Annotated in this window: 16 protein-coding genes; 5 read left to right on the top strand and 11 right to left on the bottom strand. The window is 58.4% G+C overall.

All coding sequences use genetic code 11. The features are described 5' to 3' along the window. Positions 1–9 precede the first annotated feature (9 nt). Complete coding sequence (locus ASD60_RS18745; RefSeq protein WP_056855434.1) at positions 10–363, top strand: hypothetical protein; 354 nt, start codon at positions 10–12, stop codon at positions 361–363. Between the two features lie 52 nt (positions 364–415). Continuing rightward, the gene (locus tag ASD60_RS18740; RefSeq protein ID WP_056855433.1) at positions 416–1,567 is read left to right on the top strand and encodes a PQQ-dependent sugar dehydrogenase; all 1,152 of its coding nucleotides are present in this window, start codon (positions 416–418) and stop codon (positions 1,565–1,567) included. Between the two features lie 79 nt (positions 1,568–1,646). On the opposite strand, the gene rimI is transcribed toward ASD60_RS18740, so the two are convergent. Next, a complete protein-coding gene (rimI, locus tag ASD60_RS18735) occupies positions 1,647–2,741 on the bottom strand; it encodes a ribosomal protein S18-alanine N-acetyltransferase (protein WP_056855432.1) in 1,095 nt (364 codons plus the stop codon). 92 nt (positions 2,742–2,833) lie between these two features. On the opposite strand from rimI, the gene ASD60_RS18730 reads away from it, so the two are divergent. Both ASD60_RS18730 and ASD60_RS18725 read left to right on the top strand, forming a co-directional pair. Then, on the top strand, positions 2,834–4,432 hold the full coding sequence (locus tag ASD60_RS18730; RefSeq protein WP_056855431.1) for a RimK family protein: 1,599 nt from the start codon (positions 2,834–2,836) through the stop codon (positions 4,430–4,432). 7 nt (positions 4,433–4,439) lie between these two features. After that, entirely contained in the window at positions 4,440–5,363 is a 924-nt protein-coding gene (locus ASD60_RS18725; RefSeq protein ID WP_056855430.1) for a magnesium transporter CorA family protein, read from the top strand. A gap of 149 nt (positions 5,364–5,512) precedes the next feature. Here ASD60_RS18725 and eco read toward each other — a convergent pair whose 3' ends face one another. Beyond that, positions 5,513–5,995, bottom strand: coding sequence for a serine protease inhibitor ecotin (eco, locus tag ASD60_RS18720; RefSeq protein WP_056855429.1), 483 nt, complete (start codon positions 5,993–5,995; stop codon positions 5,513–5,515). A 291-nt stretch (positions 5,996–6,286) separates the two neighbouring features. Here eco and ASD60_RS18715 point away from each other — a divergent pair, with 291 nt between their 5' ends. Next, on the top strand, positions 6,287–6,559 hold the full coding sequence (locus tag ASD60_RS18715) for a DUF1652 domain-containing protein (RefSeq protein ID WP_056855428.1): 273 nt from the start codon (positions 6,287–6,289) through the stop codon (positions 6,557–6,559). 93 nt (positions 6,560–6,652) lie between these two features. Here ASD60_RS18715 and ASD60_RS18710 read toward each other — a convergent pair whose 3' ends face one another. The 9 genes from ASD60_RS18710 to ASD60_RS18670 form a co-directional block, all read right to left on the bottom strand. Continuing rightward, complete coding sequence (locus tag ASD60_RS18710; RefSeq protein WP_056855427.1) at positions 6,653–6,922, bottom strand: DUF2790 domain-containing protein; 270 nt, start codon at positions 6,920–6,922, stop codon at positions 6,653–6,655. Between the two features lie 191 nt (positions 6,923–7,113). Beyond that, positions 7,114–8,052 (bottom strand): carbohydrate kinase family protein, encoded by a 939-nt coding sequence (locus tag ASD60_RS18705; protein ID WP_056855426.1) that lies wholly within the window; start codon positions 8,050–8,052, stop codon positions 7,114–7,116. A gap of 13 nt (positions 8,053–8,065) precedes the next feature. Further along, positions 8,066–9,562, bottom strand: a complete 1,497-nt coding sequence (gene xylB / locus ASD60_RS18700; protein WP_056855425.1) for a xylulokinase — start codon at positions 9,560–9,562, stop codon at positions 8,066–8,068. Between the two features lie 205 nt (positions 9,563–9,767). After that, positions 9,768–11,240, bottom strand: a complete 1,473-nt coding sequence (locus tag ASD60_RS18695; RefSeq protein ID WP_056855424.1) for a mannitol dehydrogenase family protein — start codon at positions 11,238–11,240, stop codon at positions 9,768–9,770. A 16-nt stretch (positions 11,241–11,256) separates the two neighbouring features. Further along, positions 11,257–12,360: an ABC transporter ATP-binding protein gene (locus ASD60_RS18690; RefSeq protein WP_056855423.1), complete on the bottom strand. Its 1,104-nt coding sequence runs from the start codon at positions 12,358–12,360 to the stop codon at positions 11,257–11,259. Positions 12,361–12,489: 129 nt separating this feature from the next. Then, entirely contained in the window at positions 12,490–13,320 is an 831-nt protein-coding gene (locus tag ASD60_RS18685; protein WP_056855422.1) for a carbohydrate ABC transporter permease, read from the bottom strand. A gap of 8 nt (positions 13,321–13,328) precedes the next feature. After that, entirely contained in the window at positions 13,329–14,255 is a 927-nt protein-coding gene (locus tag ASD60_RS18680; protein WP_056855421.1) for a carbohydrate ABC transporter permease, read from the bottom strand. Positions 14,256–14,427: 172 nt separating this feature from the next. Then, entirely contained in the window at positions 14,428–15,738 is a 1,311-nt protein-coding gene (locus ASD60_RS18675; RefSeq protein ID WP_056855420.1) for an ABC transporter substrate-binding protein, read from the bottom strand. 331 nt (positions 15,739–16,069) lie between these two features. Next, positions 16,070–16,975 carry an AraC family transcriptional regulator gene (locus ASD60_RS18670; protein ID WP_056855419.1) on the bottom strand — a complete coding sequence of 302 codons (906 nt, stop codon included), beginning with the start codon at positions 16,973–16,975 and terminating at the stop codon, positions 16,070–16,072. Positions 16,976–16,985 lie beyond the last annotated feature (10 nt).

Here is a 16,985-nt window from a genome sequence, read left to right as displayed (position 1 = left end):
AGGCAACCCATGAACAGATGCATCTTCGGCTTCATCCTGTTGGCCTCGAGCAGCATTCTCGGCCCATTGGCCCAGGCGCAAGTCCCTTCGACTCACGCGCCGTTGCTTTTGGCGCAGAGCCTGCCGAACAGCGGTAACAACAACCCCTACAACAGCCCGATTCGCCGGGCCAATCCCAACAGCATGCAAGGCACGCAACCCAGTGCCCCGGCGATCCGAGGACCGAACACGGTCCCTGTGCCACGTCCGCCAACCCTCGACAACGGTGGCATCGGCAATCGCTACCCGCAGACGCCAGCGGCTCCCGCCAGCTCTCCCAGATTCATACCCAACCCGCCAGCGCGGGGTACTCCCATTCGTTGAACGGCAAAATCTGCATTTCTCCCCGCCATTCTCATGACAAAAGGAATCGTGCATGTTGTGTAAATCTCTTCTGACCGCTCTCTGTGCCAGTGCAATGTTGACCGTTACGCCGCCTGTGCTTGCCGCGTCCGCGCAGGCGATGAAAAGTGAACTGGGCACGCTTGAAGTCACGCCCATCGCCGAGGGGCTGGAGCACCCCTGGTCCGTGGCGTTTCTGCCGGATCGCCAGGGCATGCTGGTAACGGAAAGGCCCGGTAATCTGCGCCTGGTCAACACGCAGGGCAAGGTGTCGGCGCCGATCAGCGGAGTGCCCAAGGTCTGGGCCAAAGGGCAGGGCGGCTTGCTGGATGTGGTGCTGTCACCCGACTTCAAGCAAGACCGCTTGATCTACCTGTCCTACGCCGAGGGTGGTGGTCAGGGTAACAAGGCCGGTACGGCCGTCGGTCGCGGCAGGCTGTCCGAAGACCTGACGAGCCTCAGGGATTTCACGGTGATTTTCCGTCAGGAACCCAAGCTATCCGTCGGCAACCATTTTGGCTCACGGCTGGTATTTGACCGTGATGGTTATCTGTTCATTACCCTCGGGGAAAACAACGACCGGCCAACCGCACAAGACCTCGACAAACTCCAAGGCAAGGTCGTACGCATTTATCCCGACGGCAAGGTACCGGACGACAACCCGTTTGTCGGTCAGTCCGGTGTGCGTCCCGAGATCTGGTCCTACGGGGTGCGCAATCCGCAAGGTGCGGCACTCAACCCATGGACCGGCACACTGTGGGAAAACGAACACGGGCCTCGGGGCGGGGACGAGATCAACGTGATTGAGCGCGGCAAGAATTACGGTTGGCCATTGGCGACTCACGGCATCAACTATTCCGGGCTGCCCATTCCTGAAGCCCAGGGCAAAACCGCCGAAGGCACCGTCGGGCCACGGCATTTCTGGGAAAAATCTCCCGGGTTGAGCGGCATGGCGTTCTACGACGGCGATCGTTTCAAGGCCTGGCAACACAACGTTTTCATTGGTGCGCTCGTCACGCAGGAACTGATCCGTTTGCAGTTCGACGGCGACAAGGTGGTTCACGAAGAGCGCCTGCTGGGGGAACTGAACAAGCGCATCCGCGATGTGCGGCAAGGGCCGGATGGTTACTTGTATGTGTTGACCGATGAAGAGGACGGCACGTTGTATAAAGTCGGATTGAAGTAACGCAAAAAGGATCGCAGCCTGCTGCAGCGCCTGTATGAACACGCGCGACCTGGAAGCGTCGCCGCAGGCTGCGATCTTTTCAACGGTTATGCAGGATCACCGCCGCCCTTAACTTGTCCCGACCAAAGCTGCACATCTTCTCGAATTCCCCATGGCTGACCGGCACATGCTGGCAGTCCATGGTTTGTCGATGCTGGCTGTGGTCCACATCGGGATCGTGTAGATAGACGAATTCGTCGTCGCAATCGGTAACGATCACCCAGTGCGGTGATTTGGAACGAGTCAGGCGATAGCTGCTGATCAGTACCAAAGGCTGACCGCCTTGCTCCAGCAGCCGTGGGAGGTCCAGCTGTCCGCCGATTTCGCACTCGACGTCGCTGGCAAGCAGCTGTTCAGTGAACGCTTCGTGCACCAGACGCATTACGTCTTTTTTATGCTCGTTGCGCACGCCGTCGAGAAACAACGGCCCGCTCATGCTCAGTTGCAGACGCACCCGAAACCCGCGGCGCCAGGCCGCCAACGCCAAGCCTTGAGGGCTGCAGCCACCGTGGCCGGAGGTCATGAAAACGGTAGTCGCCTCGCGCCAGATCTGCAGTTCTTCGCGGCGCTGCGGATATTGGTCACGCTGCAGTGCGGCCATGGCCATGATCAGGCAAGCCGGACCGCAGGTGAATTCGGTGGTTTGTGCGTAATAAGGCACTTGAACGTTACGCGACTCGCGATGCTCAAGGATGCGTTTTTGCAGGCGCAGCGCATCGGCATGGTCCTGGTAATAGTCATGAATCACGGCGAAGCGCCGGTAGCCGTTGCGTTCATACAAGGCAATCGCCGCAGGATTGTCGATACGCACCTCCAGCCGCAAATAAGCACAGTCGTGCTCCAGAGCGCAGGCCTCGACGCGATCGAGCAATTTTTTACCCAATCCGTTGCCTCGCGCCTGGGCGGCGATGGCGATCGAATACAGTCGTGCCAGCGACGTACCTCGATGAAATAGCACCACGGCGTAACCCAGCAAATGCTCACCGTGCTGTGCTACCAACAGTTGCCCGTGGGCACGAGTAATCATCCATTGAAAGCTGCGACTGTTGAGCCGATCGGTGGTGAAGCACTGCTCTTCCAGTTGCAATAACTGAGGCACGTCTTGCAATACCGCCAAACGAAATAATGTATTCATACGACCGCCGTAAAAGTTGCGTAACGAAACGGGACTTTCGAAAAACATCGTGCTTAATAGGAAAGGTCTTGTTCACCAACGGATCGATCACTATGTCAGCGGTACAAGGTCATTGGCGCGAAGTATCCGAGCAAACTTTGCCGGCGGCAATCACTTCTGAAACTTATTTAAAAGGTTCATCAAATGAGTCGGGTAGAACTTCCAGCCAGTTGATTATCATCGTCGAACGCAGGGAGGACTGGGCTTCCTACTTTCCCAGCGAGGACATTGTCACGGCCCAGGAATACCTGGAACAAAACCGCGACAACGACCAGGGCAAGCGGGTTCAGGTCATCAACCTGTGCCGCAGCTACAAGTATCTGGGGCACGGGTACTACTGCTCGCTGCTGGCAGAGGCCCGTGGGCACAAGGTCATTCCCTCTGTGCGAACCATCAGTGAACTCACCCGTAAATCCTTGTACGGTCTAGCGTTGGATGACTTGGATAAAACCCTGGAAAAAGCGCTCAGTCATCATGCTTACAGCGATACCGAAGGTTTTACCCTGACACTTTATTTCGGCAAGACCAATATCGAGCCGTTGCAGGATTTGGCGCGGCAATTATTTGAAGTATTTGCCTGCCCGATTTTGTTAGTTGAATTTCGTCGAACTAACGGCTGGCACATCGAAGGCGTTAAGTCGGGTGCACTGCATAAGTTGCGCGAAGATCAGGAAGATCAGTTTGCACAATCCCTGGATAGTTTCAGTCGAAAAATCTGGCGCCAGCCGCGATCCCGGCGATTGGCCCGATACGACCTGGCCATTCTGCATGACCCCCAGGAAGCCTTGCCGCCCTCCAATGCCAAGGCGCTGGATAATTTTGTCAGGGTCGGCCGGACGCTGGGGATCGACGTTGATCTGATCGAGCGCAAGGACTATTCGCGAATTGCCGAATACGACGGCTTGCTGATCCGCGAGACCACCAGCGTCGACAACCATACGTATCGATTCGCCAAGAAGGCCGAAAGCGAAGGGTTGGTGGTGATGGACGACCCGGCGTCGATTCTGCGTTGCACCAACAAGGTGTACCTGACCGACTTGCTCAAGAGCCACCAGCTGGGCATGCCCGCTACTGAAATCCTCTACAAGGAACGACCGGAAGATTTCGAACGGGTGGGCGAACGCCTGGGGTTTCCGTTGGTGCTGAAGATCCCCGACGGGTGTTTTTCCCGGGGTGTCATCAAGGTCGAAAGCCAGCAAGCCTTGCTCGAAGCTACCGCTGAATTGTTCGAGCATTCGGTGTTGTTGCTGGCGCAGGAGTTTTTCTACACCGAGTACGACTGGCGCATTGGCGTGCTGAACCGCAAGCCGATCTTTGCCTGCCAGTACTTCATGTCCAAGGGCCATTGGCAAATCTACAACCACAAGGCCAAAGGCCAGGATATCAACGGTGAGTGCCGAACCCTGGCCGTCCACGAAGCGCCGCGAGCGGTGGTGGAACTGGCGGTAAAGACCGCCAACCTGATCGGCGATGGTCTGTACGGCGTTGATCTCAAGCAGTCGGGGGACAAAGTGGTGGTGATCGAGGTCAACGACAACCCGAACATGGACGCAGGCATCGAAGACGCGTATTTGCAAGACGACCTGTATTCACTGGTGCTGGAAGAGTTCGTGCGACGCCTGGAACTGAAACGTCGCGGCCAGGCCTGGTGATCAGCCGATGATCAAGGGCTTTGAATTGACCCACGGCGCTCTGCACGCCGTCGATCGGCTGGATGCCCCGGTCGTGCTGTTCAGCAATCCCGATGTGGCCGAGCGCGACCTGTTGCACAGCCATTTCAAACTCGATGAACACGCCTTGGCGTCGGCACTCGACCCTGACGAGGTGTCGCGCATCGAGTTTCACCCCGACAACCTGTTCCTGATCTGGAAACGCCCGGAAAACTACTCCGGCTCGCAGAGCCTGGCGTTTGAAGTGTCATCCTGTGGCTTGCTGTTTTGCCCGGACCGCTTGCTGGTGATCGCCACCGATGACGCGCCGCTGAGCGGGTTGGGCAAGCGTCAGGCGCTGAACACGCCGCTGGATGTGTTGCTCGATCTGCTCTTCAACAACATCCATCACTACTTGGGTCACCTCAAGGTGATCAAATTGGTTGCCCGGGAGCTGCAGCAGAAATTCAATGCGTCGATGCAGAATCAGCACCTGATCCAGATGTTCAACCTCAGCGAAAGCCTGATCTATTACATCAATGCCATCCACAGCAACGGCGCGGTCCTCACCCGACTGCGCAACCACGCAGAAAAGCAACACTTCAATGCCCATGCCATCAGCCTGATCGACGACCTGATCATAGAAAACAACCAGTGCTACAAGCAGGCGGAAATCTACTCGACGGTGTTCTCCGGGCTGATCGACGCGCGGGGCAATCTGATGAACAACAGCATGAACAACCTGTTGCGCAAACTGACGTTGATCAATGTGGTGTTTTTGCCGCTGAACCTGATCGCAAGCATCGGCGGAATGTCCGAATTCAGCATGATGACGGCAGGCACGCCGTGGTGGATTTCTTATCCGTTGTTCTTGAGCGCGATGCTGCTGGGGGCAGGGGTGATGGTGCTGGGGCTCAAGCGCTTGGCGAAATGAATCGGGTGATGTTCACCAGGCCTGTGGGCGCGAGCCTGCTCGCGATAGCCGCTTCCAAATCGCCAAAATGTCCGGATCAGAGCTGTTGAGCCGCATCCATGCGGTCGAGCGCGCCGCGTTTGGCGACGCGTTGGCATGATGTGCAAGGATTATTCGGCAACGGCTTTTTCGACTTTAGTCGACGCCGACCAGATCCTGTAACGTACCTCTACATCCTCAGGTACATAGAGCACGATCGGCAGTTTGCTGTTGTAGCGCAGCATGAAACCGTCACCCACCACGGGCACGAAATCCTGTTTGCGCTTGCCGTCCGGGCAGGCCATCAGGGTGCTCATCGGGCCGATGACTTTTTCCAGTCGGTAAAACGGATAACCCCAGCCTTCGAGGTTTTTTTCCTCAAGCATGCCGCCCAGGCGTTGGCGGTTGCAGTCGACGGCAAGGGTCTTGCCAGCGAGGATTTCGACCTGGAAATCGTCTTCCCGGGTTTGCGGTGCCAAGTGAATGACCTGGCGACTGAAGCCGTCCTCGGCTTTTGGAAATGGCGCGGTTTTTTCCAGCGTTGCCCCGTGGATGACGCCCGACAGTGCAGCCGCGATAAAGCCGATGGATGTGCGAACAATTAAAGGACTCATGGTGCCTCCTTGCAGGTAAACAGAAGCGAACGATCGCCTGCGCGCATTCTCCCTTCCACGGGCACCCGATGCAAACTCACGCTGTGTGCAAATTGCAGGGCTATCTGAGGCCGACAGTGCAAATTGCATGACGGTTGTTACAGGTTGTTAACCTAAACCTCTGATTTACCGATGAGCTGCATAGCTGAATTCAAGGCATGTTTTATGCTGTAGATGTTCTTAAGCTGACCGGGATCGCACACGAGTCAGCCATCGATAACCGTTGGCAGTCTCACAAAGGAGAGGGTCGCCATGTTTCTTTCTGCCTTGGAACTTCGCAACATCATTGAAAGCAGTTTCCTGCCGAAACGCTGCCAATGCTCGCTCTCTCCGGACCTCAAGATGACCGTCAAGGTCTTCGCGGAGGATGGCACTGATACCCTCGATCTATTGAGAACGGATATCGATGCCCAGCATCTGAACAGCTGCAGGGAAATCCATGAGTTGATTGCGGGGCTGCGCTCAGACCTTTACCACCATCACGGGGAAAACGAGCACCATGAGGTGCTGGGCAAAGCGCTGTAGCCCAACGTTTGAATCTGCCGTGCGCTGCGGGCCTGGATCAAAATACCAGGCCCAGCGCCAGATCGAACGCATAAATGCAACTTGTGCGATCAGTCAGTTTTGATAACTGCAAGCGTCCGACAGTTTTCGGTAGGCGAGTTCCGCGGGTTTGCCCGACTGCTTATCGATATACGTCATCGTTGCCGTGATCACTTCACAATCCATCGTCGTGGGTTCGGTCAGGGCAATCACTTTGCCAATGTGCAGGGGCATTCCGTAATGATACGAGGGTATCGCGTCGGCGACGGTGGTGTCCGCTACGGTAAAACCTGAAAAGCTGGCACAGACAAGAGCTGAAGAAACGAGCAAAACGCGCGAGTTCATGGGGCAATCTCCAGTGCAGACGGAAGTCAGCTCGACGGATCGTCGAACCTGCCGCACTGGGCGTCAGAGAACTCTGAGGGCGTGCGGTCCAGTAAGTGTTGGACTGCACGATTAAGCATTGGTTAATTCTCCTGAACGCCACCTGTCGCTTTGCCACTACCGTTCGGCGGACGACCACACCATCAGGTGCGTTATGCCAGTTGTTTTCGATAGGGCAGGTCCGGCCCGGTTTTGCCGCAAGTCAGTGCCGCTGCCTGAACCGCAAACCGCATCATCGCTTCGATCTGCTCGCGGCTGAGCTCACGCAATCCCTCGATTGAATCCAGTTGTTGCTCAGTCAACCAGGCAATCAACGCCGCCTGAAAAGTATCGCCAGCGCCCACGGTATCTGCGATTTTGACCGCGCAGGCCGGCACCGACCACGAACCATGGACCCGGCTGAACACCGTCGCGCCTTCGCCACCGCGCGTCAGGAACACCAACTGGCAACGGTGCTGCAACCAGCCCTCGATGACCCGCGCAGGGTCCTGTTCGGGATACAACAGGCGCAAATCCTCATCGCTGACCTTGATCAGGTCGGCATGTTCGACCAGCGTGGCCACGCGCGAACGCCACAACTCGATATTTGGCTCGGGGTTGAGGCGCACGTTCGGATCGAGGCTGATCAGGCGTTTACCGCTTTCCCGTCGCACCAACGCCAGCAGCGTGTCGGCAATCGGTTGCACCACCAGCGAAAACGAGCCGATGTGCAAGCCGCGTACGTCAGGCCCAAGTTCCGGCAGATGCTCAACTTTCAATTGCCGATCGGCACAACCTTCGCCACGGAAGCTGTAATGTGGCGAACCATCAGCACCCACCGCAACCATCGCCAGCGTGGTAGGGGCGGCGAAATCCCGTAGATAGCCGGTTTGTACCCCTTCGTCCTGCAGCACTTGCAACAGTCGTCGGCCAAGGTAATCGGTGGACAACCCGGCAAACAGCGCCACGTTCACACCCAATCGGCGCAAACCCACCGCAACATTGAACGGCGAACCGCCGGCAATCGCCTTGAAATTCACTTTTGAAGCCAGGCCACTGGCATCGTTTTCACTGAAAAAATCAAACAGCGCTTCGCCACACACCAGATACATAATTGCTCACTCTTCAAAGGGTTGCGACATGCTGTTGATAGCGTTCGTAGGCTTGCTGCGAAGCCACGACGTTTTGTGCAATGGGCAAGGTTTCACTCGCCGGGTCGAGCTTCACGCAGCGCTCGCACAGATCCGCCAGGCTCTCTTCTCGGCCGCTTTCCCGGGACTTGCACCAGGCTGCCTGAATCGCCGCCCCAAGGGCCGCGGCTTCGCTTTGTTCAGTGCAGACCACCGCAGTGTTCATGATGTCCGCGACTACCTGGCGCCATACCGTACTTTTCGAGCCGCCGCCGATCAGGCAAATGCTGCGGCTTTGTAAGCCATTTTGGCGCAGCAGGTCCACACCGAAACGCAATCCGAAGGTCGTGCCTTCAACCACTGCACGGCACAGATTGGCCTGGGTCAGGTTGGTCATGGTCAAGCCGCGCACGCTGCCGGTGGCGTGGGGTAGGGCGGGTACGCGTTCACCATTGAAAAACGGCAGCACACAAACGCCTTCGGCACCGATCGGTGCCTGGGCCGCGAGTGCATTGAAGCGATCGATATCCAGCTCGAATAACTCACGGAACACCCCGGTGGCATTGGTCAGGTTCATGGTGCAAATCAAGGGCAACCAGCCACCGCTCGAAGAACAGAATGTGGCGACTCCAGCGTCCGGGCTGACGATCGGTTGATCGGCATAGGCGTACACCGTGCCGGATGAGCCGAGACTCATGGTGATGGCGCCTGGCCGAATATTGCCGGTGCCGATGGCGCCCATCATGTTGTCGCCACCGCCGCTGGAAACAAGGGCTTGCGGATTGATACCCAATCGTCCAGCGATCGCCGGCAGGACCGTACCGACCGCTGCGTGCGCGTCGATCAACTCCGGCAATGCCGCTTGCAGGCGCCCGCTTGGATCGATGTCGCGCAGCAATTGTAAATCCCACTGGCGAGTGCGCACGTTGAAATAGCCCGTGCCGGAAGCATCGCCGTACTCGCTGCAACTGCGGCCGGCGAGCCAGAAATTCAGGTAATCATGGGGCAACAGAATGCGGGCGATTCGGGCAAATACCGCCGGATGCTGTTCTTTGGTCCATAGCAGCTTAGAGACTGTGTAACCCGGTGCGATGACCACGCCAAGGCGCTCCAGCGAACCTTTTTCACCGCCCAGGCGTTCGAGAAGGCGATCGTTCTCGGCGCTGGTTTCGGTGTCGCACCAGAGTTTGGCGGGGCGCAGGACCTGGCCCTGATCATCGAGCAGGACGAGGCCGTGTTGTTGTCCGGACACACCGATGCCGAGGATCGATTGGCCATCGACACCGGCCGCCAGCAATGCGTGGCGAGTGGCGCTGGCGAAAGCATCCAGCCACTGAGCGGGGTCCTGCTCGCGACGGCCGTTGGCGCCGCTGATCATGGTGTGGGCAGCGGCGCCCTGGCCAATCACGGCACCACTGACCGCATCGAGGATAATGGCTTTGGTGCCTTGGGTGCCGCAGTCGATGCCGAGGAATAATTGTTGGTCTGCCATGGTGGGTCCTTGGTGTATGAAGATCGTTCCCATGCTCTGCGTGGGAACGCCTCAATGGACGCTCCGCGTCTGCTTCTGGATGGGGACGCAGAGCGTCCCGGGCTGCATTCCCACGCAGAGCGTGGGAACGATCAGAAATCACTGTGGGAGCGGCGGTGCGACGATTCGACTTGCCCGCGATGACGGCAGCAGATTCACCGCATGCTTACACCAGAACCCGCTCAAGCGTGCGCGTCACACCCACCTCGCGCAAACTGTTGCAACACCACTCAAACGCCGCGACAAACTCTGCCGAGCGAGGGATCGCGGTGCCGAAAATCTCCTCAACCTCCAGCAAGCGCTGGGTGATCAATACGTCGTCGGCCACCAACGCCTGACAGAACGCCGCCCGTGGATCCGGTATCGAGTAGGTATCGCCATTTTCATCCACGCCTTTCAAGTACAAGGCCCATGCGGCCACCACCAGCGCCGCACGCTTGGTCTCGCGGCCATCGGCGATCAAGCGGTTGATGGTCGGAATGGTGAACTTGGGAAACTTCGACGACCCGTCCGAGCACACACGTTCCAGTTGATCGGCAATGGCCTGATTGGAGAAGCGTTCGACCAGCGTGTTCTTGTAATCGGTCAGGTCAATGCCTGGCACTGGCGCCAGTTGCGGCGTGACGTCGAGGTCCATGTAGGCACGCATGTAGCGCACGAACAGCGGGTCGTTCATGGTTTCGTGAACGAAGCGATAGCCCTTCAAGAACCCTAGATAGGTCAGGGCCAGATGACTGCCATTGAGCAGTTTGATCTTCATCTCTTCATAGGGCGTGACATCGTCGGTGAACTGCACGCCGACCTTTTCCCAGGCCGGCCGGCCATTGACGAACTTGTCTTCCAGCACCCATTGCACAAAGGGTTCGCAGACCACCGGCCAGGCGTCATCGACGCCATGTTTGTCCGCCAGCAGCAGGCGATGCTCAGTACTGGTCATCGGCGTGATGCGGTCGACCATGGCGTTGGGGAACGTCACGTTGCGCTCGATCCAGTTGCGCAACTCGGCGTCCCGCAGCGCGGCGAATGCCAGCAGTGCTTTGCGAGTGACCGCGCCGTTGTGCGGCAGGTTATCGCAGGACATCAAGGTAAACGCGGGTATACCTGCGGCCCGGCGCTTGGCCAGTGCCGCGCAAAGAAAACCGAACACGGTTTTGGGTGAGTCCGGGTTGGCGAGGTCGTGCTGGATCTGCGGCAGGTGCGCCATGAACTCGCCGTTGCTGTCATCGATGCAATAACCGCCCTCGGTGATGGTCAGCGAGACGATGCGAATCTGCGGGTCGGCGAGTTTGTCGATCAGCGTTTGCGCACCGTCCTCTGCCAGCAGCATGTCGCGAATGGCGCCGATTACCCGGACTTCGGTGTCATAGGTATCACCCAGCTCAAACAGGGTGAACAGGCAATCCTGTTGCTTGAGATCGTCGCGGGCGCGGCGGTCTTCGGCACGCAGGCCGACGCCGCAGATCGCCCAGTCCAGGCCCTCGCCAGTGTTCATCAGCGCGTCGGTGTAGTACGCCTGATGGGCGCGATGGAAACCGCCGACGCCGATGTGGGCGATACCTTGGCGCGTGTCGCTCAGGGCGTAGGCGGGCAGTGCCACTTCGGGGGCGAGGCGGTTGAGGTTCTGTTTATTCAGTTTCATCACACACTCTCGCAAATCAGGCAGCAACGCGCAAAGGACGGGTCAGCGCCACGCCGTCGGCATCGAATAAATGGCAGTGTTCGGCATCCAGATGCAGGCTCAGGGTTTCGCCATAACGGCTGGCGAGGTCGCCGCGTACACGCATGGTGAGGGCTTCGCCGGAAGCGGTGCGAACATGGCAGAAGGTGTCGCTGCCCAGGCGTTCGCTGACATCGGCGGTGACTTGCAGTGTGCAATCGCCGGGTTTGGCCAATTCCAGGTGCTCGGGGCGAATGCCCAGCGTCACCGCACCGCCGACGCTCAGCTTGGCGCCGCTCAGCGCCAGGCTGATGCGGGTGCCGGCGTCCAGTTGCACTTCACAGCCCTGGCCATTGACCTGGGTGATCCGACCTTTGAGGAAGCCCATTTTCGGCGTGCCGAGAAAACCGGCGACGAACAGGTTGGCCGGCTGGTGATACAGATCCAGTGGCGAGCCGACTTGCTCGATCTTGCCGCCATTGAGCACGACGACTTTGTCGGCCATGGTCATGGCTTCGACCTGGTCGTGGGTCACGTAAATCATCGTCGCTTGCAGGTCTTTGTGCAGGCGCAGCAACTCCAGACGCATCTGCACCCGCAGCGCCGCGTCGAGGTTGGACAGTGGTTCGTCGAACAGGAAGATTTTCGGGTTGCGCACAATGGCCCGGCCGATCGCCACACGCTGGCGTTGCCCGCCGGACAGTTGCTTGGGCTTGCGCTCGAGCATCGGCCCCAGTTCAAGGATGCGCGCCGCTTCGCCGACTTTCTTTTCCACTTCGGCCTTGGGCACGCCGGCCAGATCAAGGGCGAACGACATGTTTTTGCGCACGCTCATGTGCGGGTACAAAGCGTAAGTCTGGAACACCATCGCCAGGTCTCGCTTGGCTGGACTGACTTCAGTGATGTCGCGGCCATCGAGTTCGATGGTGCCACCGCTGACTTCCTCCAGCCCGGCGATCAACCGCAGCAGGGTGGATTTACCGCAGCCCGATGGGCCGACGAAGACCACGAATTCCTTGTCGTTCACTTCAAGGTCAATGCCCTTGATGATGGAAAAGCCTTCAAAGCCTTTTTGCAGGTTCTTGATTTTCAGGTTGGCCATGGTGATGGGCCTCCGCATGTTTTTATTCATTTAAACCGGACGGCTTTTCGTAGGAGCCAGGCTTGCCGGCGAAGGCAATTTGACGGGCGCCTTCGCCGGCAAGCCTGGCTCCTACAAGGGGCGAACCGTTTATTTCACGGCGCCAAACGACAGGCCGCGCACTAATTGCTTCTGGCTGATCCAGCCGAAGATCAGGATCGGCGCGCAGGCCAGGGTCGAGACCGCCGACAACTTGGCCCAGAACAACCCTTCGGGGCTGGAATACGAAGCGATCAAGGCGGTCAGCGGCGCCGCTTTCGATGAGGTCAGGTTCAGCGACCAGAAGGCTTCGTTCCAGCACAGGATCAGCGACAGCAAAACCGTGGAGGCCAGGCCACCCTTGGCGATCGGCAGCAGCACGCGGACCATTTCCTGCCACAGCGTGGCGCCATCGAGGCGGGCGGCTTCGAGGATGTCCTTGGGGATGTCCTTGAAGTAGGTGTAAATCATCCAGACCACGATCGGCAGGTTGATCAGGGTGTAGATCACGATCAGCGCGATGCGCGTGTCGAGCAGGCCGAAACTCTTGGCCAGCAGGTAGATCGGCATCAGCACGCCCACCGGCGGCAGCATTTTGGTCGAGAGCATCCACAGCAGCGTGCCCTTGGTGCGCTGGGTTTCGTAGAACGCCATCGAGTAAGCGGCCGGCACCGCGATCAGCAGGCACAGGGCCGTGGCGCTGAAGGAAATCACCACCGAGTTCCAGGCGAAACTGAAGTAATCGCTGCGCTCGTTGATGTGCAGATAGTTCTCCAGGGTCGGTGCGAAGATGAACTGCGGCGGCGTGGCGAATGCGTCGATTTCGGTTTTGAAACTGGTCAGCACCATCCAGAAGATCGGGAAGAAAATCAGGATCGCAATGGCCCAGGCCAGGGTGCCGAGCAGCAGGCTTTGCAGACGGCGCGATTGTTGAAGGGTCATGGCAGGCCTCAGGCTTTGTCAGTCAGGTTTTTGCCGATCATCCGCACCAGCACGATGGCCGCGATGTTGGCGATCACTACGGCAATCAAGCCGCCGGCCGAGGCCATGCCGACATCGAACTGCACCAGCGCCTGGTTGTAGATCAGGTAGGCGAGGTTGGTCGAGGCGTAGCCGGGGCCGCCGTTGGTGGTGGTGAAGATTTCGGCGAACACCGAGAGCAGAAAGATGGTTTCGATCATCACCACCACCGCAATCGGCCGCGCCAGGTGCGGCAGGGTCAGGTGCCAGAAAATCGCCAGTGGCCCGGCACCGTCCAGGCGCGCGGCTTCTTTTTGTTCCTGATCGAGGGACTGCATGGCGGTCATCAGGATCAGTATCGCGAACGGCAGCCATTGCCACGAGACGATGATAATGATCGACAGCAGCGGGTAGTGCGCCAGCCAGTCCACCGGTTGCGCGCCGAACAGCTTCCAGACGTAGGCGAGGATCCCCGACACCGGATGGAAAATCAGGTTCTTCCAGATCAGCGCGCCAACCGTGGGCATGATGAAGAACGGTGAGATCAGCAACACCCGCACGATGCCGCGACCGAAAAACTCGCTGGCCTCCAGCAGTGCACTGATCAACACGCCGAACACCACGCTGATCAGCAGCACACTGCCCACCAGCAACAGAGTGTTGCTGGCACCGGGCAGGAACCCCGAATCGGTTAGGAAATAGGTGAAGTTTTCCAGCCCGATGAACTCGTTCTCGCCGGGATTGAGCAAGTTATAACGAATCGTCGAGAAGTAGACGGTCATTCCCAACGGCACGATCATCCATAACAGCAGCAACGCTACCGAAGGGCTGACGAGAAACCAGCCGGGGTTGACCAACCGGCTCTTGCGTACCGGTTGGGGCATTTCCATGTGAGCTTTGGCAGTTGAAGTATTCATGGTGATCACTTGCTCGTTGTCCGACGAGTTCTCTGTGGCGAGGGAGCTTGCTCCCGCTCGGCGGCGAAGCCGTCGTAAAACCGGTTCGCACGTTGCGACTGTTAGATCGCAGGGGCCGCTTCACAGCCCAGCGGGAGCAAGCTCCCTCGCCACAAAAATGGATGTTTACGCGTTACTTGGGGTAACCGGCGCGCTTCATCTCTCGTTCAGTGGTTTGCTGGGCGGCGGCCAGGGCCTGGTCGACTGTGGTCTGGCCGATCAGCGCCGCAGAGAAGGATTTGCCGACCTGGGTGCCAATGCCCTGGAACTCGGGAATGGTCACCAACTGAATGCCGATGTACGGCACCGGTTTGGCGCTCGGCTTGCTCGGATCTGCTGCCTTGAGCGATTCGAGTGTGACCTTGGCGAATGGCGCGGCGCTCATGTAGGCCTCGCTGTAGGTCGAGGCCCGAGTGCCTGGCGGCACGTTGGCGATGCCGTCTTTCTCGGCCACCAGTGCCCCGTATTCCTTGGAAGTGGCCCAGGTGCTGAAGGTTTTTGCCGCGTCTTTGGCCTTGGAACTGGTCGGGATCGCCAGCGCCCAGGAATACAACCAGGCCGAGCCTTTGTCGGTGACTTCATGGGGCGCGTAGGTGAAGCCGACGTGATCGCTGACCTTGCTCTGGGTCTTGTCGGTGACGAACGAACCGGCAACGCTGGCGTCGACCCAGATCGCGCATTTACCGCTGTTGAACAACGCGAGGTTTTCATTGAAGCCGTTGCTCGATGCGCCCGGCGGACCGAACTTTTTCATGGTATCGACATAGAAGTTCAGCGCGTTTTTCCATTCGGGGCCGTTGAATTCCGGTTGCCACTTTTCATCGAACCAGCGGGCGCCGTAGGCATTGGCCACGGTGGTGATCAACGCCATGTTCTCGCCCCAGCCGGCCTTGCCGCGCAAGCAGATGCCGTACTGTTCCTTGTCCTTGTTGGTGAGTTTGCCGGCGAATTCGCTGATCTGGGTCCAGGTCGGACGCTCGGGCATGGTCAGGCCGGCGTCCTTGAACAGGTCGGTGCGGTAATAGGTGATCGAGCTTTCGGCGTAGAACGGCAGGGCGTACAACGAGCCTTTCACCGAAAGGCCTTCACGCACCGACGGGAACACGTCGTCGAGGTCATAACCGGCCGGCAGGTCCTTCATCGGCTCCAGCCAGCCTTTGGCTCCCCAAAGTGCCGCTTCGTACATGCCGATGGTCAGCACGTCAAACTGCCCGCCCTGGGTGGCGATGTCGGTGGTCAGACGCTGGCGCAGAACGTTTTCTTCCAGCACCACCCAATTGAGTTTGATCTCTGGATGCTCGGCCTCGAAGGTCTTCGAGAGTTTCTGCATGCGGATCATGTCGCTGTTATTGACGGTGGCGATGGTCAGGGTCTGGGCGCCGAGGGTGACGCTGCTGAGGGTCATGCAGGTGAGGGCAAGCAGAGCTTTGACTGAAGGTTGCATCGAGCACTCCTTTTCTGCACCCGAAAGGCAACAGAAGGACAGTTATTGTTTTTGTGTCTTCCGAAGGCTGGAAGAATCTGTGCTGATTACAGCCTTCAATGGCGGGCGAGACAAATCATCCATCGCACTGGGATCGATACTTTTTTGCACTGCTGTTTGGCGATGTAGACGCAGGGAAGGGGGTTCCAGCGAGGCAGGGGTATTGAATCCGTACAGGTCTTCGCTACCCCAAGGTCGCCAAACATCCTGTAGGAGCAAGGCTTGCCCGCGATGGCGTATTTGAGGTCGCTATCGCGGGCAAGCCTTGCTCCTACAAAAGCTTGCGCGGTATTTAACCGAGGTTTTGTTCGGTCAACCGCTGCACCACCAACCGCCGGTAATGCGAAGGCGTCATGCCCTTGAGCTGCTGGAAGCGTCGGTTGAAGTTGGAAATGTTGTTGAAGCCCGACTCGAAGCAAACGTCGGTCACCGGTTTATCACCATCGGCCAACAACTCGCAGGACTTGCTGATACGCAGGCGATTGACGAACTCGATGAAGTTGCGCCCGGTGGCCTGCTTGAATACCCGGCTGAAATAGGTCGGCTTCATGCCCAGATGCTCGGCCACTTCCTCCAGCGTCAAGTCCCGGGCGTAATAGGCAAAAATGTAATCCACCGCGCGGTTGGTGCGGTCGATATTGTGCTCGTCCGCCAATTGTGGCGTGGTTGCGCCGGACAGCAACTGATAGTCATCAGTAGCGGCCAGCAATTCCAGCAGGATGAAAAAGTGCCCGAGCCGGGTCACGCCGGTGCTATCGGCGATGCGTTGCATCAGGTCCATCGCTCGGCCAATCGTCTGCTTGCCACGAAACTCGATGCCGTACTTGGCGCGCTCCAGCAGCGGCGCGAGGGTCTTGAGTTCGGCGAAGACCTGATAGCCACTGTCGAACAACTCGTCAGTGAAGTTGACCAGCATGTCGCGCTTGGGCACGACTTCGTCTTCGGCGACCTGGCTGATCCAGTTATGGGGCAGGTTAGGGCCAGTCAGAAACAGGGTTTCGGGATAAAAATTGCCAATGTAATCGCCGATGAATACTTTGCCGGAACTGGCGACGATCAGGTGCAGTTCGTATTCCTTGTGGAAATGCCAGCGCACCAATGGACAAGGAAAACCGTGCTGACGATAGATGATGGACAAACCGTTGTGGTCGTCCATCAATTCGTAGGAAGGGTCGGTGACTCTGGCGATTCGGGTCATGGCAGGGCGC

The sequence above is a fragment of the Pseudomonas sp. Root562 genome (genome assembly GCF_001427125.1).
Classification (GTDB): Bacteria; Pseudomonadota; Gammaproteobacteria; order Pseudomonadales; family Pseudomonadaceae; genus Aquipseudomonas.
Note: the sequence above shows the minus strand (reverse complement) of the source record. Positions and strands in the feature narration are given on the sequence as shown.